General features: G+C 37.4%; 13 protein-coding genes and 1 other annotated feature. Of the genes, 2 read left to right on the top strand and 11 right to left on the bottom strand.

All coding sequences use genetic code 11. From position 1 onward, the window contains the following. Window positions 1-195 precede the first annotated feature (195 nt). From IGK91_RS05645 to IGK91_RS05630, 4 genes are read right to left on the bottom strand one after another with little or no spacing between them, the layout of a single operon-like run. Window positions 196-852, bottom strand: a complete 657-nt coding sequence (locus IGK91_RS05645) for an amino acid ABC transporter permease (RefSeq protein WP_010737486.1) — start codon at window positions 850-852, stop codon at window positions 196-198. A 14-nt stretch (window positions 853-866) separates the two neighbouring features. Further along, window positions 867-1,514, bottom strand: a complete 648-nt coding sequence (locus tag IGK91_RS05640) for an amino acid ABC transporter permease (RefSeq protein ID WP_010719298.1) — start codon at window positions 1,512-1,514, stop codon at window positions 867-869. A 12-nt stretch (window positions 1,515-1,526) separates the two neighbouring features. Beyond that, on the bottom strand, window positions 1,527-2,342 hold the full coding sequence (locus IGK91_RS05635) for a transporter substrate-binding domain-containing protein (protein ID WP_010719299.1): 816 nt from the start codon (window positions 2,340-2,342) through the stop codon (window positions 1,527-1,529). 13 nt (window positions 2,343-2,355) lie between these two features. Then, window positions 2,356-3,093 (bottom strand): amino acid ABC transporter ATP-binding protein, encoded by a 738-nt coding sequence (locus IGK91_RS05630; RefSeq protein WP_010719300.1) that lies wholly within the window; start codon window positions 3,091-3,093, stop codon window positions 2,356-2,358. A gap of 250 nt (window positions 3,094-3,343) precedes the next feature. Here IGK91_RS05630 and trpS point away from each other — a divergent pair, with 250 nt between their 5' ends. Continuing rightward, a complete protein-coding gene (gene trpS / locus IGK91_RS05625; RefSeq protein ID WP_010719301.1) occupies window positions 3,344-4,354 on the top strand; it encodes a tryptophan--tRNA ligase in 1,011 nt (336 codons plus the stop codon). A gap of 62 nt (window positions 4,355-4,416) precedes the next feature. Here the strand turns inward: trpS and pheT are convergent, their stop codons facing one another. The 6 genes from pheT to IGK91_RS05595 form a co-directional block, all read right to left on the bottom strand. Beyond that, window positions 4,417-6,837 (bottom strand): phenylalanine--tRNA ligase subunit beta, encoded by a 2,421-nt coding sequence (gene pheT / locus IGK91_RS05620; protein WP_181934248.1) that lies wholly within the window; start codon window positions 6,835-6,837, stop codon window positions 4,417-4,419. Between the two features lie 5 nt (window positions 6,838-6,842). Then, entirely contained in the window at window positions 6,843-7,886 is a 1,044-nt protein-coding gene (gene pheS / locus IGK91_RS05615) for a phenylalanine--tRNA ligase subunit alpha (RefSeq protein ID WP_034866648.1), read from the bottom strand. Window positions 7,887-7,934: 48 nt separating this feature from the next. Then, window positions 7,935-8,138 (bottom strand) — a binding site (T-box leader). Window positions 8,139-8,180: 42 nt separating this feature from the next. Beyond that, on the bottom strand, window positions 8,181-8,522 hold the full coding sequence (locus IGK91_RS05610) for a winged helix-turn-helix transcriptional regulator (protein ID WP_010719304.1): 342 nt from the start codon (window positions 8,520-8,522) through the stop codon (window positions 8,181-8,183). 70 nt (window positions 8,523-8,592) lie between these two features. Further along, a complete protein-coding gene (gene addA, locus IGK91_RS05605) occupies window positions 8,593-12,309 on the bottom strand; it encodes a helicase-exonuclease AddAB subunit AddA (RefSeq protein ID WP_430605340.1) in 3,717 nt (1,238 codons plus the stop codon). Then, a complete protein-coding gene (locus IGK91_RS05600) occupies window positions 12,306-15,836 on the bottom strand; it encodes a PD-(D/E)XK nuclease family protein (RefSeq protein ID WP_081115032.1) in 3,531 nt (1,176 codons plus the stop codon). Before IGK91_RS05600 ends, addA begins: the two co-directional genes overlap by 4 nt. A 276-nt stretch (window positions 15,837-16,112) precedes the next feature. After that, window positions 16,113-17,579: a peptide MFS transporter gene (locus tag IGK91_RS05595; protein WP_430605339.1), complete on the bottom strand. Its 1,467-nt coding sequence runs from the start codon at window positions 17,577-17,579 to the stop codon at window positions 16,113-16,115. 364 nt (window positions 17,580-17,943) lie between these two features. On the opposite strand from IGK91_RS05595, the gene IGK91_RS05590 reads away from it, so the two are divergent. Next, on the top strand, window positions 17,944-18,540 hold the full coding sequence (locus IGK91_RS05590) for a nitroreductase family protein (protein ID WP_034866654.1): 597 nt from the start codon (window positions 17,944-17,946) through the stop codon (window positions 18,538-18,540). A gap of 555 nt (window positions 18,541-19,095) precedes the next feature. Here the strand turns inward: IGK91_RS05590 and IGK91_RS05585 are convergent. Next, window positions 19,096-21,552, bottom strand: a complete 2,457-nt coding sequence (locus IGK91_RS05585) for a phosphatidylglycerol lysyltransferase domain-containing protein (protein ID WP_240187580.1) — start codon at window positions 21,550-21,552, stop codon at window positions 19,096-19,098. Window positions 21,553-21,938: the final 386 nt, after the last annotated feature.

Genomic DNA, 21,938 nt, shown 5'->3' with positions numbered 1-21,938 from the left:
TCAAGACAGTCCATATTTTTAAATGAACTGAACGAACAAAACTGTAAGCTATGTTTTTAAGCTGATCTTTGTCTACGACTACTTTCTCTCACAATATCGTTGAAGAGAAAAACGATCTAAGTTTTACATTGACGAATCAAATAAAAATACTCGCTGAACAATTTTCATTGAACAACGAGCATGCTAAGTTTTTGACTAATAGCTGTACTTTCTTTTTTCTAAATAGGAAGAAAGTAAGGATAAAGCATAGCAGACAGCAAAATACATCAATGTCATTGCCACAAACATTGGCAATACATAATTGGTATTTTGTCCGTAAACAATTCGTGCTTGGTGAGTCAATTCAGGTAAGGAAATGATCACTGCTAATGATGTATCCTTGATCAATGAAATCAGCTGACTCACGATTGCTGGGATCATTGATTTAAATGCTTGGGGTAAAACGACGATTCTCATCGTTTCTACATAAGACAATCCTGTGGAAAGACCAGCCTCCATTTGTCCTTTAGGAACGGCATTCAACCCTGCTCGAAAAATTTCTGATAACATAGCCGATTCAAAAATCGTCAATGCTGCTACGGCTGACCAAAAAATATTCATTTGGATACCGATTTGTGGTAAGGCAAAATACGTAAAGAAAATGATTAATAACAATGGAAGATTTCTGATAATATCAATTAGTATTCCTAGTATTTTTGAAAGATAAGGTATATTGGCAAAACGAACCACACCACAAATCCCGCCAATCAAAAAACTAAAGATGATTGAAAATAATGAAACCTCCACAGTCACTTTTAATCCTTCTAATAAGAAGCGGATATTCATCCATGAAAAAGCACCACTAAAATCCATTTTGTTCTCCCTTCCTATGAACGAACTGCCCATTTTTTCTCTAAATATGTCATCAAGTAAGACAAAGGTAATGTAATTACTAAGTAAAAAAGACCCACGATGATATAGGTATCAAAAGTGTTGAAAGTTTCACTGGCAATTAAGTCCCCTTGATACATTAAATCTAACCCAGCAACGATAGCTAAAATCGATGAATTTTTTACTAAATTAATAAATTGGTTTCCTAATGGTGGTACGACGATCTTGAAAGCCTGCGGCAAAATAATAAACCGCATCGTTTGCGCATAGGTCAAACCAGCTGATAATCCCGCTTCTGTTTGCCCTTTTGGCACTGTTTGAATCCCTGAACGAACGGTTTCTGCAATAAATGCCGAAGTATAGATCGTCAAACCGATCGTCCCTGCTTGAAAGCCGTCAAAACTAATCCAATAGATCGGAAGGACGACATAAAAGAACATCACAATAATCAACAATGGGATATTTCGAAAAAATTCCACGTACGCTTTAGCTAGTCCACTGATCACTTTGTTCGTTGACAATTGAAAAATTGCCATCAGTGTTCCAATAATCAAACTAAATAATAAAGCTAACACACTTGAATAGATAGTGATTTTAAACCCTTCTAAGAAGGTTGATCCATATGTTTGCAGCAACTCAGCCATTCTTTCCCCTCCTTAATTCACTTTTCCTTGGGTGGTATCTGGGAACCATTTTTGGTAAATCTGATCATATGTGCCGTTAGCAATGAGTTCTTTTAACGCTTGATTTACGGCATCCAAAAATTCTGTTTGTCCTTTATTGATCGCAATTCCATAAGGTTCATTGGTAAATGTCCCACCTGCTAAAGTATAGTCAGGGTTCTCGTCAGCCATTCCCAACAAAATGGCATTATCGGTCGTCATAGCATCTCCTTGTCCTGATTGTAAAGCAGTAAACGCTTCGGCATAGTTTTCTAGTTCAAGAATTTTTGCATCTGGAGCATGTTCTCGGATATTTACTGCAGAAGTTGATCCTTTGACTGCAAGCACAGTTGTTTCAGCATTTAAGTCATCTACGCTTTTAATCGGGCTTCCTTTTTTGACTAATAAAGATTGTCCGGCATCAAAATAAACATCAGAAAAATCAACTTGCTTTTTTCGTTCATCTGTAATGGTCATTGTCGCAATAATCGCATCAATATTTCCATTTTTTAATAGCGGAATCCGTGTTTTAGAGGTAACTTCCACAAATTCTGCTTTCCCATCCTTTCCAAGAATCTCTTGCGTAATCGCTTTAGCGATATCGATATCAAATCCTTGAACCGTACTACTTTTGATATCCATCATCCCAAATAAGCGAGTATCGTATTTTACACCCCACGTTATGGTGTTGTTTTGCTTACTTCGTTCCAGAATATTTTCTTCAGCGACACTTTTTCCTTTGCAGCCTGCTAATATCAAAAAGACCAGACCCAAAAGGAAAAGCAAACGAATCATTGTTTTCTTACGCATTTTATTCCTCCTATCAATGATTGATTACTTTACTAATAAATTGTTGTGCCCGAGGTTCTTTAGGGTTCTCAAAGAAGTCTTTTACATTGCGGCTATCTTCTAATACTTGGCCATCCGCCATGAAAATAACCCGATCTGCTACTTCTTTTGCAAATCCCATTTCATGGGTCACGACGATCATTGACATCCCATCACGAGCTAATTTTTTCATCACATCAAGTACATCCCCGATCATTTCCGGATCTAAAGCAGATGTAGGCTCGTCAAATAACAGCATTTCCGGATTCATCGCCAAACCTCTGGCAATTGCCACACGCTGTTGTTGTCCTCCAGATAACATAGATGGATAAGAATCTTTTTTGTCGAGCATGTTGACTTTTTCTAAGAATTTTTCCGCGTTTTTCACTGCACTTGCTTGATCTTGCTTTAATACTTTAATCGGTGCAAGTGTAATGTTTTCTAAAACGGTTTTATTAGGATATAGATTAAAATGCTGAAAAACCATTCCAACATTTTTTCTGACTTCGGTCAATTTTGTTTTTTTGTCCTGAAGGTCGATATCATTGATTAACAATCTTCCAGAAGAAATCGTTTCTAATCCATTGATACATCGTAACATTGTACTTTTACCTGAACCTGAAGGACCAATGACAACGACGACTTCCCCTTTCTCAAACTCGAGGTTTATGTTTTTCAAAGCATGGAATTTGCCGTAGTATTTTTCCACGTTATCAAATTTAATCATTGCCATATCATTACACTCCCATTATTATTTAGTAAGAAAACATTTAAAGATATATAATAGAACATATTATATCTGAAACTTACGTATTTTGTAAAGTTTCTTTGAAACTTTCTTTCGTTATTTTTCTCCTTTGCTTCTTACATCTGCTATTTTTCTGCATTTTGTTCGTCTTTTGATTTAGAACGGTTGTTTCTTCCTCCAAAAAACGGTAAGATATTAAGTGCTTAGTCTTACAAATCGTAAAGAGGTGTTTTTTTTGAAAAATATTATTCTAACAGGTGATCGCCCGACTGGCAAGTTACATTTAGGGCATTATGTAGGATCACTCAAAACACGGGTAGAAATGCAAAAAGATGAAAACAATCAACTTTTTGTAATGATTGCAGATATGCAAGCCCTAACCGATAACGCTAAAAACCCTGAGAAGGTTTCTTCAAATGTACTTGAAGTTGCTTTAGACTATTTAGCTGTTGGATTAGATCCTACGAAATCAACGCTTTTTATCCAATCGCAAATACCAGAATTAGCTGAATTGACTATGTACTATTTAAACCTAGTCAGCGTCGGGCGTGTCCGTCGTAATCCTACAGTTAAAACAGAAATCGAACAGAAAAAATTTGGTGAAGGTGTCCCAACTGGATTCTTTATTTATCCTGTATCGCAAGCTGCTGATATCACAGCTTTCAAAGCGAATTTAGTTCCTGTTGGTGAAGATCAAAAACCAATGCTTGAACAAACACAAGAAATAGTTCAAAGTTTCAACCACACGTATGGCGACGTCTTAGTGGAACCAAAAGGCGTTTTCCCACCAAAAGGAATGGGCCGTTTGCCTGGCATCGATGGGAATGGAAAAATGAGCAAGTCATTGGGTAATGGCATCTATATTTCTGATCCTGCTGATGTGGTCAAGAAAAAAGTAATGAGTATGTACACAGACCCAAATCACATCCACGTGGAAGATCCAGGTCAAGTCGAAGGCAATATGGTGTTCACTTATCTTGATGTGTTTGGAAAAGACAAAAATGCGATTGAAGAAATGAAAGCTCATTATCGTCGTGGTGGTCTAGGTGATGTGAAAATCAAACGCTATTTGATTGATGTTTTGGAAGAAGAGTTTGCTCCAATTCGTGCTAGAAGAGAAGAATTAGCGAAAGATCCAGCTGCTGTGATGGCGATCCTAAGAGACGGTAGTGAAGCAGCTGCGAAAGTCGCTGCTCAAACTCTAGCAGAAGTCAAAACTGCAATGGGAATCAATTATTTTAACTGATTGGCTTGTTAATGAATAAAAAAGACGTCCTCATTCTTTGTGAGGGCGTCTTTTTTTACAGTTTAACGAATATTTGCACCAACTGTTTCACTTAGTGCTTTTTCGATCTTAGTCATTGATCGGTTAATTTCTTCATCTGTCATTGTTGCTTCAGGATTCTCGAATGTCAGACTGTAAGCCATTGACTTATGTCCTTCCTCGATATTTTTTCCTTGATACACATCAAACAATTGGATGTCTGTTAAGAACTTACCTGCAGCAGACTGGATAACCGTTACGATTTCTTGATTGGTTACTGTTTCTGCAACTAACATCGCAATGTCACGAGAAACGGAAGGGAATTTTGTCACCGCATGGAAAGTCATCCCTTTTTGAGCAGCTTCGATCACTGAGCTCAAGTCAAATTCTGCAACATAGGTTTCTGGAACATCGTATTCTTTAGCTGTATTCGGATGAACCTGTCCAACAAATCCAATCACTGTTTCACCTAAATAGATTTCCGCTGTTCTTCCTGGATGCATGTCTTTCAAACTATCAGTCGCTTGATAAGAAATGTCTGTTGCTATTCCTAATTGTTCAAACAAGTTTTCTAAAAGACCTTTGATCGTATAGAAGTCAACTACTTCTGCTTGAGTTTGCCAACTTTTATCCTGCCAAGTACCTGTCAATGCAAGAGCAACATGTTTCACTTCCTGCGGCAAATGAGTCAATGGATCGTTTTCTTGATAGAAGACTCTTCCGACTTCATAAAAAGCGACATCACTATTTTTTCTAGCTACGTTATAGTTCACATTATCCAGTAACCCACTGATCAAGTTCATTCGTAAGACAGAACGGTCTTCGCTCATTGGCCAATCAAGACGTGTAACTAAGGAATCTTTGATTGTAAATTGACGAGATTTTTCTTCCGTTGTCAAAGCATAGCTGATGGCTTCATGTAAACCACTGTCTTCAAGTAATGTACGGATCTTGCGTGTTGTTGATTGCTCTTGGGTCAAACTTCCTGCAACAGTCTCTCCACTTGGTAATGTGGAAGGCAAGCGATCATAGCCATAGATACGAGCAACTTCTTCAATAATATCCGCTTCAATCTTGATATCCCAGCGACGAGGAGGAACAGTAACGGTGAACGTTTCCCCTTCACTTTGATAGCCAAAGCCAAGTGCTTCAAAAATCTCATTTACTTCCTTAACTGTTAAGTCAGTTCCTAGATAATGATTGATTCGTGAGAGAGTGATCGTTACTGTTACGTCTTCTACTTGATAAGTCGAACCAGCAACCGCACCTTGAAGAACCTCACCGCCTGCTAACGAAACGATCATTGCAGCAGCAACGTCACATGCTTCAGCAACTGTTGCTTGATTGATTCCTTTTTCAAAACGAGCAGAAGATTCACTTCTTAAATTGAATTGTTTCGCTGTTCGACGGATCGAAATTGGATCAAACAAAGCTGCTTCTAGAGCAACCGTAGTCGTTGTCTCAGTGATTTCAGAATCCAAGCCGCCCATCACACCTGCTAAAGCGACTGGTTGTTCTCTATTAGTGATCACGAGATTTTCGGGTGTTAACTCACGTGTTTCGCCATCTAACGTAACGATTTTTTCTGTTGCTTTTGCCTGACGGACGACGATTTCTTGTGATCCTAGCCGATCATAATCAAACGCATGTAATGGTTGTCCAAACAACAGTAAGATGTAGTTTGTGATATCTACTACGTTGTTGATTGGTCGAATCCCTTCATTCATCAAGATATTTTGTAACCATTGTGGACTAGATTGGATTTTTACGCCTTCAATGATTCGAATTTGATAAGCAGGCACAGCTTCTGGATCTTCGACTGTCACCTTGATTTTGTCTTTTGCCGGACGTGCTGCTTCTACTAATTCTTCCTCTGCAAAATGAGGTGTTTGACGATAAATCGCCCCCACTTCATATGCTACTCCTCGCATAGATAAAGCATCTGCGCGATTCGGTGTAATCGATAACTCGATAATTGAATCGTCCATGTCTAAATAAGAAAAGACGGGCTCTCCATTGACTGCCTCTTGTGGAAGATAGTAGATTCCTTCAGCATATTCTTTGGGAACGACACTATCTGGATAGCCAATTTCTTGTAAGGCACAAATCATCCCATTAGAAACTTGACCACGCATTTTCCCTTTTTTGATTTTTACATTCCCTGCGATCCGTGAATTAGGTAAAGCAACGATGACTTTGATCCCTGCCTTCACGTTAGGCGCGCCACAAACGATCTGTGAAAGTTCTTCTTCACCGATATCCACTTGGCAAATCGATAAATGATCGGAATCAGGATGTGGCACACATTCCTTGACTTCGCCGACTACGATTTTTTTTAAGCCTTCTTCAGGAACCGTGATTCCTTCCACTTCGATCCCAGTCACTGACATTTTATCAGCTAGTTCTTTTGGCGTAACTGCTGACAAATCAAGATATTTATTTAACCATTTATAAGAAACTAACATGCTTTTTACTCCCCTTTGAACTGACTTAAGAAACGCAAGTCATTTTGATAGAAATTACGAATATCATTGACACCGTAACGTAGCATTGCTACTCGATCTGGGCCAAGGCCAAAAGCAAAACCAGAGTATTTTTCCGGATCGATACCTGACATTTTCAATACATTTGGATGAACCATCCCAGCTCCTAAGATTTCAATCCAACCGGTGTGCTTGCAGACATTACAGCCAGCGCCACCACATTTGAAACAGCTGACATCCACTTCAACAGAAGGTTCAGTAAACGGGAAATAACTAGGACGTAGTCGAATTTCACGTTCTTCACCAAACATCTTCTTCATTACGACTTCTAAAGTGCCTTTTAAGTCACCCATCGTAATATTTTCATCGATCACTAATCCTTCGATTTGATGGAATTGGTGGCTATGAGTAGCATCATCCGTATCACGACGGAATACTTTCCCAGGTGAGATCATTCGAAGTGCACCTTTTGAAAAGTCATGTTTTTCCATCGTACGTGCTTGTACTGGTGAGGTATGCGTACGAATCAAGATCTCTTCTGAAATATAAAAAGTATCTTGCATATCACGAGCTGGGTGGTCTTTTGGTAAGTTCATTCGCTCAAAATTATAATGATCAGACTCCACCTCATACCCTTCAACAATTTGGTAGCCCATTCCGACAAAGATGTCTTCGATTTCTTCCATGATTTGTGTCAAGATGTGGCGGTTTCCTTGTTTGACTTGACGTCCTGGCAAGGTCACATCAATTGTTTCTTTGCTTAAAGCTGCTGCAAGTGCCGCTTCTTCTAACGCTTGCTTTTTACGTTCAATTTCTGCTGTCAACAGATCACGAATCTCATTGGCAAAACTACCAACTTTCGGACGTTCTTCAGGACTTAGATCCTTCATTCCCCGTAAAACTTCGGTGATTGGTCCTTTTTTTCCTAAAGTTTCTACACGAATTTGATTTAATTCTTTTAAATCGCGTGCTGTCGCTATTTTAACGATTGTGGCTTCTTTCAAGCTTTCTAATTGGGCTTGTAGAGACATTCCCTATTTCCTCCTTCAAATTCAAATACAAAAAAGACCTCATTCCTACAAAGGAACGAGGTCTTCGCGTTACCATCCTAATTTACGGTCAAAACCGTACACTTACTTTTTTAACGACATTTGCCGGTCTGAATAAATCAGACGAACTCAGAAAGTGAACTTCATTTTTCAAACTCAGGATCTGCTTACAGTCTATGACAGATCTCCCTGGACTGGTTTAGCCAAACTACTCTTTTTCGTCAACGTTCTTTAGCTATTCATCTAATGCCAGTTTACAAGATTTCACTTCCAAAATCAACTGCATTCTTCTTCTGTCACCCATTTTTCACTCCAAACCTGTAACTGAACGATGGCCTTTTGAAGATCCGCTCCTTTTTCAGTTAACATATATTCTGAACGGCTGGACTCTTTACATGAGAAGTTTCTGGCGATGATTTTTTCTTTTTCAAGTTCTTTTAATCGTTCAACTAAAACCCGATCACTCACCATAGGTATTTTAGCTGCGAGATCAACAAAGCGTTGCGGACCATTTTCAAGCAATACATCAATAATCAGCCCATTCCATTTTTTACCTAAAATCGAAAAGGTCTTTTCAAATTTAGGACATAAAGTGAACTCTGTCTGTGTTAGCTCCATTTTACTCACCTCTTTGCTAAGAGTATAGCATATTACTTACAAAGTGTAAGTCCTAGTTGCTCAATTATTATTATTTATTAATATTTATTATTTTCTTTGCACTTAATAAGACAAGAAAGACATCTGTGACAGGCTTTTCTAAAGATTCTGTCAACGCCTGTTGATAGAGATTCAATTGCCCACGATATTTTTGAATGACTGCATCAATCGCTGTTTCATCGTCACGATCTAAAATGAAATCCGTCTTAAAGTCATATAATTGAATCGTCGTGGGTAACTCAATATAACCATCAACAATCCCATGGATTAGCAATTCATCTTCTTCATTTGGGTATTGTTCAAAGACCCGTTCTGCAGGTAACAGCATCGAAAACGGTTGTTCCCGTTTGACATGCGCTTTTTGCTTGATTAATTCTTTTCCAAGCTCGGTTTCAAAAAACCAAAGAATAGCAGAAAAATCAATTTTTTTGGCTACCTTTTGATCCACTAAACGCTTTTTAACTAATTCATCTAGTAATGCTTGGATCGACTCAGTAGTCGGCGTTTCTAATGGCAGCAATTGCAATAAATAGTGTGTTGCAGTTCCGATTGCCGCAGCTGAAACCTGTTGCGTTTTTTGTAAGAAACGTGGTTCAGCCAATGTATCTTGCGTATAACGGAATTGGCGGTTTAACCCTCTTGTTTCATTACTTTCCCAGACAAGTTTAGCATCAAGCGTATCATCTGGATCTTCAAACAAACGTTTAATTTCAGAAACCGATTGATAACTCGTGGTTTGTGTCGACTCTTTGAAAGGGTAACGATAATCGAGTCGTGCTTTCAAAGCAGGTGATAGTGGTGTTTGATCCACGTCATTATTTTCAGCAGCATCGTTTTCTTGCGCTATTAAACGTTGCCTTTTTTCAAGCAGAGATTGTTGATTCATCCAAGTAATGGCAAATTGGCTATCAGAGTTTTTTAATTCTGAAAGAATGGTTGCTTCGGCAAAATAGTTTTGCATCAATGGATGACGCATCAAACTAAGACCGATCCAGCTCATCAAGCTGCTATTCCCTTTTAATCGAGTCGTTGGCTCTAAGACTAATTTGGTTTGTTCAGAAGCTTCTGACCAATTCTTCAAGGTATCTTCTTTATTTTTATACGAGCCGATAATAAATAATTTTTGTTCCGCACGGGTCAAACCAACGTAGAGTTTACGCATCTCCTCTGACAATAACTTATTTTGTTTGGCTGATTTGATTGCTTGGTAAGGCAAGGTATCATACAACACCCGAGTATCAGGGTCCATATAACGAATCCCCGCACCTAGTTTTTCTTCAAAAGCATATCGCTTTTTTAAATCTTGCAAATTGAATTGTTTGGTCATATCTAATAAAAAGACAATAGGAAATTCTAAGCCTTTACTTGCGTGAATTGTCATGACCCGAACAGCATTATCGCTGGAGGAAATCACCGGCTCCGCTAAATCTTTGTCTTTTTCCTGCATCTTTTCGATGAAGCGAACGAACTGATACAACCCTCTAAACGAACTTTGTTCATACGCTTTCGTACGATCAGCTAAGGCATAAAGGTTTGCTTGTCTTTGGGCACCAGCTGGTAAACCTGCTACATATTCTAAATAACCGGTTTGTAAATAGATCTCCCACAGCAAGTCAGTGATTGAAGACCGCCGAGCCAGTTCCCGCCACAATTCGAGTTGGTCATTGAAATGGCGCAATTTATCAGCCAATTCATTCTGATTTGCTGTTTGGTAAGCCAGCACCGCATCATAATAGGTATGCGTTCGATCAGCTAAACGGATCTGTGCCAGTTCTGGTTCAATCAGTCCTACGATCGGTGAACGTAAAACGGCTGCCAAGGGAATATCTTGATACGGATTATCAATCAATTGTAGCAAAGAAATCATCGTACGCAACTCTGTAGATTGAAAATAATTTTGGGCATCATTCATTTCTAAAGGAATATCCAATGTTTTAAAGATCTCTAATATCGTAAGATTATTCTTCTTTGTAGGTGTCAAAAGTACGATATCTTTATATTCGACTGGACGATTCTGTTTCATTTTTTTATCATAGATCAGGAATTTTTCATCAATCAGTTCGCGGATTTTTAAGCCCGTCATAAAGAGTTCACCTTCTGTTTTGTCCTCTAGATTCTCATCAATTGGAAGGTCGCTGTTTGGCTCTTCTTCTTTTTCGTAAATCAATAGTTCTGGTTCAAAGCGATCGACTTCGGGGAAATCAGGAAATCCTAATCGTAATTGTGCAGCATCATCATAAGCGATTTGTCCCACAACAGGGTCCATCAATTGTTGGAACACCAGATTGGTAAATGACAGGACTTCCTTTCGGGAACGAAAGTTTTCTGCCAAAATGATCCGTCTTCCACCCTCAGCTGTTGAAAATGCTTCATATTTTTCAATAAACAAACTAGGATCAGCTAGTCGAAAAGAATAAATCGACTGTTTGACATCCCCAACCATGAATAAATTACCGTTTGTCGGATCAGGCTGTCTAAGCCAATAAAGGATAGCTTCTTGCAACTGGTTGATATCTTGGTATTCATCGACCATTACTTCTTTGAATTGCTTACGATAAAGCTTTGATGCTTCACTTGGAAGCCATGACTCTTCTGTTTGAGTCGTCAAGATTCGCAAGGCAAGATGTTCTAAATCATTGAAATCTACTACTCCCTTTTCTCTTTTTCGTTGGCTAAAGCCATCCATGAAACGTTTGGTGACATTCGTCAACTCTTCCACTAGGACAGCAGCTTTTTTCGTCCGTTCGGTCAATTGTTCAGGAGAAATCGGAAAATAAGTTTTTCCAATTTTCTGAATGATTTTTTTCGCCTGATCTCTTAAATTTTTAACTTCGGCTGAACGTTCTTTCAGCTCTGCTTTGCGACTGCTTTTAAAAGTAGTAAAAGTCAATGTTTCTAAACCCGTATAGGCTTCCGGCAATTGATCTTGTAATAAGTGATCATAAATGCGTTGGACTTGTTCTTTTTCTCCTGCAACTTGTTCCAACATTTTTTCCAGACCTTCTTCTTGCGCTAATCTAACCATTTCTTCATAAAGTTGCACACTTTGTGCCATATCTGTAAGTAGAAGTGGTCGCAATTGTTCTTGGTACAATGGTGAATGAGCTAATCCATCATCTAAACGATAGTTATCCACTAATTGATCTAACCAACGTTTGGGATCAGGATTCGCTCGCGCAAATTCATAAAGAGAGAAAACCAGATTGGTCAATCCATCATCTGAACGATCATTTGAAAAATTCATTGTTAATTGGAAAAACTCTTCCCGATCTTCACTATAACAAGCCTCGCGTAATTCATCCCAAACATCTTCTTTCATTAAGATCGTTTCTGTCTCATCCGTTAACATTCGAAAAACTGGATCAATATCGATCAAGTAGTAGAATCGGCGGATAACCGTTAAACAAAAAGCATGTAAAGTAGAAATATTAGCACTCGGCAATAAAATCAGCTGTTTCGTGAAATGTTGTTGGCGTGCCGGATCGCTTTCACTATTGACTGCTTCTTGTAAAGCTTCTTGGATCCGTTCTTTCATTTCTTTCGCTGCCGCTTCTGTAAACGTCACGATCAAAAGTTCATCAATATTGAACCCCATTTTTAGTTTTTCGATTACTCGACGGACAAGCACTGTGGTTTTTCCAGAACCAGCGGAAGCTGATACCAGCAAGTTATCTCCCTGATCAAAAATGGCTTGCCATTGTTCGTCAGTGAATCGTTCGTTTTCTGGTCTCAAAGGAATTTTGGTCATTCTTCCTCACTCCTTTTTTCTATTCTTCGCAGGGCTTCTTCCTTGTTTAATTTTTCTAAACGGTGATAATTGTTTTCTTGCAACATCACATCGAACGTACAAACACTTCTAAAAGGACACATCTGGCAAGCAAGCCGCTCCTTGTCTTTGTAAGCTGGATTAAGTTTGATCTCCCCTGACGTGATTTTATCCCCTGCTAAACGCATATTCGCACGATTATGCGCCATAAAAAGTTGGAGTTCCTGTTCTGTATAGAATTTTTCTTTACTAAAACTTCCCTTTTGATAGACATCTTTCGCATTTTTCTTGATCGGATAAATCAAAGAGTTCTCTTTTGCTTCCAGTGAATGATCTAATACTTCCAATAACTCAGGTTCATCGACAAAGATGCCGTCATAACTGAATTTTTTCAATGTCTCTTTTTCAATTTCATTTGCTTCAGACAAAATCGGATTATGGACATGTAAATAATAGGAACCAGCCGGTCGAACCAATGCTTTTCCAGTCAATTTGACAGCATCCATCAACGCCACGTCTAGATAGGTCAACAGTTGCATAGCCATCCCGTAGTAAGCTTCAGTGACATCAAAGGAACGTCCACTTGATTTATAATCGACAACACTAAGCCAGGTATCCGCTTGTTCAACAGCAACATCCACACGATCAATCTTCCCACGAACATGTAGTTTCCCTCCATTATTCAGTGGTAATTCCAACCCTGGGATACCTTGAGCGCCCGCAATTTGGCCAAACAATATTTCTGTTTGAAGGGGCTTCATCCCTGTATTTTTACTTTGCTTTTGTAATGCCCAAGCTACTTTTTGGATCGTTTGTCCTAACTGATAACGAATATAGTTCATTCGAGCTGAACTATCTAAAATTTCAAAGCGTAACTCGCCAAAGACGTCTTGCAAGACTTTTTCAGTAAACTCTTTACGTTGTGTATCGGTCATTTCTACTAGCGATATCTGATTTGAAAATAGTAATTTAAAGAAACGATCTAGTGATTCATGATAAAAATCACCTGTAGCAGCCGGCGTTAAACCATAGACCATTCGTTCTTTCAGTTTCAAACCAAATTGGACAAAATATTTATATTCACAATTATAGAAATTTTCTAATCTGGAAATAGAGGTATAAATATCTTTACCATAGAGTTCCTCTGCCATCTTTTTAGGTAATGACACCGGGACATTCAGATGTTCTTGACTTTCAAAAATGCGCAATGCAAAATTTCGCCATTGTGATTGCAAGATCTGCTCTCTTAGTTGGCGCCAATACACCGGAACTTTTTTCTTCTCTTCCTTTGCTAAACGATAGATATGATTGATTGTATTGATCCCACTACGATACGTACCGATATAACAACTCGGATCGCTGTCTAAAACCAAATGCTCTTTTCTTTCAGCTGGGATCATCAAGTATTCCATGATTCGTTTCAAATAAGGAGAGATTTTCAACGTGTTTGTATCATAACTTTGAGCGTAACTGAGGTATAGACGCTGAGTGGCTGAAGCAAACACCAAGTAGGCTTGCAATGGTTCAAAAGACAAGTTCTCTTTTGCGGGATCAAATAAAAATTTCTCTTCCGCTAAACGAGCATTCAACGTTTCCCTTTCCTCACTAGAAAGCAAGCCTTTCGTTTCGTGCCGATCAGGAAATACTTGATCATTCAAGCCAATGGCAAACGTGACTTTCGCCTGGTTTGATCGTACCAGTTCCAAGCGGTTGATGCGTACTTGGTCGATTGCTGTAGGAATCTTCCCATAACTTAAATTTTCTAACCCGCTGGTAATGATTTCCTGAAACAAATGCCAGTCAAATTCAGATTCCCCATAAATGAGCGAATACTCGTCCAGTAAATCAATCAACGCCCCCCATGTTTGCTCATGGTTTCGGGCTGCTGCTAAATTGCCTCGTTCAATTTCTTGATTTCGCCAAAAAACTAATTGTTGTTGTACGCCACTGTTCACCAAAAAACGATAAAAGACCGTCGCGCCTTCTTGTCCATTTTTACATTTTTTTATCTTGTCAAAAAATGTTGGGACTTTCTCTTTGAAGAAGTGCCGAATATCATTCGAGCGTTTTTCTAATTCTTGAACATCTTCCAGTTGTTCTGCTTCAAAATCGTAAGACACGAACTGCCAATCTTTTTCTCTCGTCCAGTATGAACCTTGATAGTTATAAGCAAGTGCTACATTTTCTGTGACATCTAATTTTGCTCGGAACTGATTTCTTTGCTCACGCCAACTGGCTAAGTCTAGTGTATCATCCGCTTCACAAATGAATAATTCAGTTTTGAAAAAACGCATGATATCATTCAAACGATAGGCATATCGATCTAAAGCGAATAAACTATTGATCCATTCGATCAATGGATGATTCTCCATCAACTGCTCTTCATCAATATAAAAAGGAATTGCCATTTCTTTGAAAACAGGTTGTAGCAAGTTACCATAAAACGCCATATCTTTCGTTAACACTTGAATGTCACGATAGCGATAATTTTCCTCGCTGACCAAACGACGGATCTCCACAGCTAGTTGTCTGACTTCTTCGGTGGCGTTCTCTGCTTCCCAAATTCTCAACGCCTCTTGTTGCCCAACCTTCAGCGGCTGGCTTTTTTTGTTGCTAGAAGTTTCTTCCCACATTTTTTGCAAGTGCATGAGTGCAAGCGGTCTTTCATGTTCTGGGGCAAATTTTTCCACTAAAACCGGCACTCTTCGTTCTTTGGCACTGTTGATCAGTTGGAAATAGAGCTTTCCTGTTTCATGAAACAATGTCAACACTTCAGGCATATCCGTGATATAAGGACGATCAAGAAGCAAATCAATCACTAGCTGTCCCTTTTCCATCATGACCTGTAACAATTGATATTCTTGCGCATTGACTCGAGTGAAACCACTAACGATAAATTTCACCTTAGACATGTCTTGCGTTTGTAAATAATTTGCCAAAATGGTCAAAGCATCTTCAGATTGCAGCGCACGTTGGACCAATTCTTCTTCAAAAGCTGTAAAAATCAATTGAAGATCTTTCATTTTCAACTGTTGATTTTCAGCTTTTACCGTATCCGCTAGTTCTGAAAAGACAAGATCTTCAGGTGAAATATTTCCAATACGTAATTCATTGTGCAATTCTTGCAGCTGGCGAATAAACCCTTTTTTATTGATTTCTCCCCGAAAAATCGTTAAATTTTCTTCATTTTTTTCTAGGATCTGTCGCAAGATCATTGCCGAACCAGATTCTGAAAGTTCATTACCAGACAATAACGTTGTTTGCTGCAACAAATACCACGCTAAACGATAAAAACTAAAGACTTGGACATTCGTTGTACTAAATGACGTTTTGCCACTTCTTTGACGCAGCTCTGTCAAGATTTCTTGTTCTTGTTCAAATTTATTATAGTTAGGTACAAGGAAAAATACCTGGTGCATGCTATCTTTTGCTAACCATTCGACTGATTCATCAATCAACGCTGTACGGTGGTCTTTTCGGGCTGTCCCGAGAATAAATTGTAAAGACATTTTCCCTCTCCTTATTCCTTAGATTCATTCCTCATTCATTATACCAAAAACAACTGAACATTTGTTCTTTCTCCTATTTTTTTTAGAAATTAATTGTTTGCGCTTATAGAGATTATTTTACCAAATCCTCTCAAAAAAAGTTTAGGACTACTTCTTGCGATTCACATCCATCAATCGCTATCCTTTACTTATTTCTTATACTTATCCATATAAAAAAAGCACCAAAGCTAGTTATTTCCACTAACTTTGATACTTTCTTTTATAACTTCATTTGGTTTAATGAATGGAACCCATCAATTTTTTGATTGGTTCTTTGATCATAAATAATACAACTGCTCCAACGATTGCTACGACACCGACAATCCCGAAATAAGCAGATTCAGTACCTGGTGTATAGAAACGCGCGATTTGTGCATTGATCGCTTGTGAAGAAGCATCTGCCAAGAACCAGATAGCAATGGTTTGTGATTCAAAAGCTTTAGGTGCTAATTTTGTTGTCGCAGACAAGCCAACTGGTGATAAACATAATTCAGCGATTACGACAATGAAGAAGCTGCCAATCAACCACATTGGACTTACTTTACTATCTGTGCCATAAAGCATGCCTGGTAACATCATTAATAAGAAAGATAACCCAGCAAATAATAATCCTAGTGAAAATTTCACTACGGTTGATGGTTGTCGTTTTCCTAATCTCGTCCACAATGTAACGAATACTGGTGTCAAGACGAAGATGAAAATCGGATTCAATGATTGGTACCAACTAGCTGGAATATTCATACCGAACAATGTTGATTGTGTCCGTTCTTGTGCAAACAGAGCCAAGATGGAAGATCCTTGTTCTTGTAACGACCAGAAAATGATCGCTGCTAAAAATAATGGGATATACGCCCATACTTTTGGTTTTTCCTCTGCTGTAACATTTTTAGCTGTTAACATTTTAACAAAATAGTATAACGGTAAAAGAATACCTAAAGCACTAATTGAATTGACAAAGAAATCAATGGTTAAATGTCCAGTGACTTGTGCGCCACCAAAGATTGCTACAATCACAACTAAAGCAATGACTAAGTTACGAATGAATTTTTTACGCTCTGCTGCTGTTAATGGATTAGGAGCAACTGTTCCTATACCATCCAACGTTTTACGTCCTTGGATCACGTATTGTAACAGTCCAAAGAACATTCCGATTGCAGCTAATGAGAAGCCAAGATGGTAGTTGTATTCCTGTCCGATCGTTCCTACGATGATCGGTGCTAGCATCGCACCTAAGTTGATCCCCATATAAAAAATAGAGAAGCCGGCATCTCGTCTTAAATCAGTTTTTGAATAAAGATGTCCAACCATTCCGGAAACATTTGGTTTCAAAAAGGCTGTCCCAAAGATAATCAAAGCCATTGAGACGAATAAAGTGGAAACACCAAATGGCAATGCTAAGACGATATGCCCAAGCATAATAAATATTCCACCGAAGAAAACAGTTCTTTTTGCACCTAGTACCCGGTCTGAAACCCAACCACCGATGATACTAGACATATAAATCAGTGAACCATAAATTGACATAATTGCTAATGCTGTTGCGGTAGGTAATCCAAGTCCACCGTTTGCTACAGTATCGTACATGTAGTAAAGCAACAGCGCACGCATACCATAATAACTAAATCGTTCCCACATCTCTGTGAAGAACAATGTTGACAACCCCTTCGGCTGACCGAAGAAGCCCTTGTCTTGTTGATTTTCCATAATCCATACCCCAATTCTTTAAATTTTCAGAAAATACTATAAATATTCACTGAAAAATTTAACTAAAAAACTTATTTAAGAAATATATACTTATTTTCTATAAAAACGAATAAAATTTAATGGGAAAATGATAATAAAAAATAAACAGATATTTAATAATTATATATTGCTATTTTAAAATGATCGAGTTTTACTTAGTTTAACAACAATGGAAACGTTAACTAAAATAACCTCTATTATTTTAATATTCATTAAAAAATTTACTTATTTTTTGTGAGCATATTATTTCACTTACTTTTTGTAAGGTGATATACTTCGTTTGTACTCATAAAATATGCAGATCGCAACTAAAGGAGATTTCACCATGACAACATTTACAAAAACTTTGCAAAACCGTCGTTCTATCTATGATTTAGGACATAACGTAACACTATCAAATGAAGAATTAACAGCTTTGATCAAAGAAGCAATCAAAGAAAGTCCAACTGCATTTAATGCACAATCAACACGAGCAGTCATTCTTTTTGGAGATGCTCACGAAAAATTATGGGAAATGACCGAAGAAGCTCTTCGCCCATTGACACCTGCTGAAGCTTTTCCAAATACGCAAAATAAATTAGCGGGCTTCAAAAAAGGCTATGGAACAGTCTTGTTCTTTAAAGATACAGATATCATCAAAAATCTCCAAGAACAATTTACATTATATGCTGACAACTTCCCAGATTGGTCAGAACAATCAAATGGGATTGCTACAGCAAATACATGGGTAGCCTTAACAGAACAAGGTTTAGGAGCTAACTTGCAACATTACAATCCAGTAATTGACGAAGCTGTCGCTAAAGAATGGAACATCCCATCTAATTGGAAACTACGTTCTCAATTAGTGTTTGGCTCACCAGAAACACCAGCTGGAGAAAAAGAATATATGAACGACGAAGATCGTTTCCGTGTATTTAACTAAAATCTCTATGTAATAACCAACTTTTAGCCCAATACTTTAATGGTTGTGAATAGCGTGCTTTAACTTGAACAATAAGTGCACATTTTTAAAATAGCTTTTCAACTCCTTAAAAGTGTCTGCTTATGGTTTAATGTTCACTCTGTGATACCATTTCTGTCTATATTAAACTACTAAAGATAAAGAGCTCGGGGCGAAGGTCGCCCTGAGCTCTTTATCAATTTTCTTTTATCCTACCTTTAACCAGAAGGACTTGTTACATTAATTACATAAAAATCTTAAAATAGTCTATTCATGTGTTCTATTAGACTTGCCTATTAATAAATTCTATCAAATTTCACTAAAAAATTTAAAGATACCTTTAATGATCTTAAAAAATTAGATAATATGGAGACTGGGACAAAAGTTGTCTCAGTATCTTTTAGTATCTCTAAAACCAATAAAATGAGTTTTTGTGTTTCTTGTCAATTTTCGGAAATTCCTTCTTATTTCTTGATACTAAACACTTTTGTCTCAACCTCTTCCTGATGGCTTTGTTACGACTATCATCTTTTTCTATTATTTTGAATGAATTAATTTATAACAAGCATATAAGTTTTTCAACACCCAGGTTTTATTTTCGTAAACGAGATATTTTGCAGCCCACTGAGGCTTGTATTTTTCTTTGTATTTCCTTAACCCTTTGAATGAATACAAATACTGAGTATTATTATAGACGCTGTAAATAAACGTATTCTCTAAATTAATTGTGTTTTTATAAGTAGAAGAGAACGGAGCCATTCCTAAATTGAATTTTTGATAACCTTGTTCCTTAGCCCATAGGATGGAATATAAATAAAGAGCATCCATCATTGCCACTTCTTCACTGATAGACCAACGGATCAAGTCGACTGAAATGGTCTCATTAGTATAAGTTGGCATCATGGAAACAAAGCCAACAATTTTTTGTTCTTGATTTCTTATAATACCAACTGCTGCACAATTTAAATATTCCTTCTCAAATCGTCCGACAGAAAAAGTCATCTCATTTTTTGACCTTAACCATTGATCAGATACTTCTTTCAATTCTGACAACAGTTCACGATCATGGGATAACTGTGATGTTGGTGAAAATTCCGAAGAAATTGAGCCCACGCTTTCTGATGACTCTGAAACAATTGTCGGTTCGATGATTTCAAACGTATACCCTAGTTTTTCCATTTGGTTTAATGTTGCTCTAAACCCTCTCTTCTTCTTCCCTGATAGTGAAAACTCAGATAAATCAATGACTGCTTCTTCTCCTAACTTGAAAAATTCGCAATTTAGATCATTATAAAAACTAAGGTACTGTGTGGAAGCTTGATAAAAAACAATTCGTTTGCCTAATTGATTCGCTTTAGACACCAAAGTTTTCAAAAAAGGAAAAATGGCTTCTTGTTTACCAACTGGATCACCTAAAATAAAGAGATAATGGTTATTTTCTTGATAAATCACTGCAACATCTTCCCACCACGCAACTCGGTTTTCCTTTAAAAAACCTAAATGAGCTAAGTGATTTCCACCATTTTGTTCTAAGAAATTTCGATATTCAGCATCATCTAATAACTTTAAATCAAGCTTTAATGATTTCCTTTTTCTTCTTCGGTGTATAACTGACCAAAGCCCAGAAAGTAAAAGCAATAATAGTGTCGTTCCACTCAGAATAAAGAATGATTGTCTAGGCAATATCGGAAAAATTTCAGTTAGACTATCAAATACATAGAGACATGCTAAAGTCCAAATCAATTTTTCTAAAACACTTTGTTTGATGACTTCGACCTCTAACCATCTCCTATAAAATAGAGTATCTACAAATAATACCGTTGTTAATAAGAGGGCTGTCAAACTTTGGCCTTCCCAAAAAAGATAAAACTGACAAAGTGCTAATAACATCAGTTTGAAACGCAACATTTCCCAAGTATCGATCGCCCCTTTATAAATCCCTACAACATCTGTCAGTAATAAAATGCTCAGACATACGTAAATTGGCGCAATAAAAAAAGCCGACTTCATTCCCATATATGCATATTCAAAAAATAAAATGCATGAATCAAATAAAAATGTTAATGAACAAAATAGAAAAATGGCTGTGCTGAGCGTTCTTCCAATTTGCTTCATCTGTGCTTGCGTAATCGAAAATACTACTGTCGTAAATTCCTTCGTAAGAATCGAAAATTGATTATTGCTGATTTTTTGACTAATCAGCATTTGAACTTCACTCACACTGAACAATAAACCAAACAATAGTGGAATGAAGTAATACGCTAAACGATACAGAATCAGCGCCATCAATACTGCTTCTTTATCTATCTGCAGCTCGTGTGTAGCGCCTAAAAGGAAAATGACATCAAACGCACCAAAACCACCTGGTACCATACTAATAATTCCAGCAATCGTTGCTAAAATAAAAATACTTTCCATATCAACGAATTGAACCTGCAAGTTAAGAAAACGAAACGCGACGTACATCACAATACCAGAAGTGAGATAATCAATCGTTGATACGATCGTGAATTGTAAACCTAACCATCTCGCAGCTGGAAGTGGCGGTTTGATACTAATGTAGCCGATATATAGAGGCAACAAACAAGCACTGACAATTAAACCAATCTTGATCGTATCATTTCCCTCTAATAAATGACTTTCTGGAAAAACATTTAGCAGCACCATTGCAGATAATACGCCCACACCAGAAATAGATGAGATCAATAATAGCGAAATCGCTTTTTTTAGTTGGTTTACTCTGCTTTGGTCAATATAGTTTTTATAGAAATTATAACGTACGCTGGCACCAAAAATTCCACCAAATCCCAAAACTGCATTGAATGAATTGGCAATCCAGCTGATTTTTAATAGTTTTATTTTAGAAATTTTCTTCGTCTTCAATTTTCGGATTAATGCAAAGTCGTAGAGACAAAGAATGAAAATGCCTAAAGCACCTACTAAAAACAAACTGAAAATTTTTAAGATAGATTCATTACTAATTGTTTGTAACACTTTGCTTAACCTAATGGTAGAAAGTTCACTATTTATTTTTAAAACAGAGATCGAAAAAATGAATAGTGAGAATATAATTTTGAAAAAATTGAGTTTCATCCTCTTCATTAAAATTAAAAGTCCTTTCATTATAATAGAGCTAATATATATCAAATTAGTGAAACAATTTTTTTAATGTTATTATAAAAGTGATCGCAACGATTCAAAAATAAATAAACAAACTCTTTCTCATACGAAGAATCATTTTGAAATGCTGTGTAATCTAGCGTCTGCAAGGCAAAGAAAAAAGAGACCGAGCTAATACTTGCCTCAGTCTCTTATTATATATGCGACTCCGAAATAGGTTCATCCCATATATCGCTCACTATCGTTCTTTGTTCTTATTC

Source organism: Enterococcus sp. DIV1208, assembly GCF_050530455.1.
In the GTDB taxonomy this organism is placed as follows: domain Bacteria; phylum Bacillota; class Bacilli; order Lactobacillales; family Enterococcaceae; genus Enterococcus_B; species Enterococcus_B hirae.
Note: the sequence above shows the minus strand (reverse complement) of the source record. Positions and strands in the feature narration are given on the sequence as shown.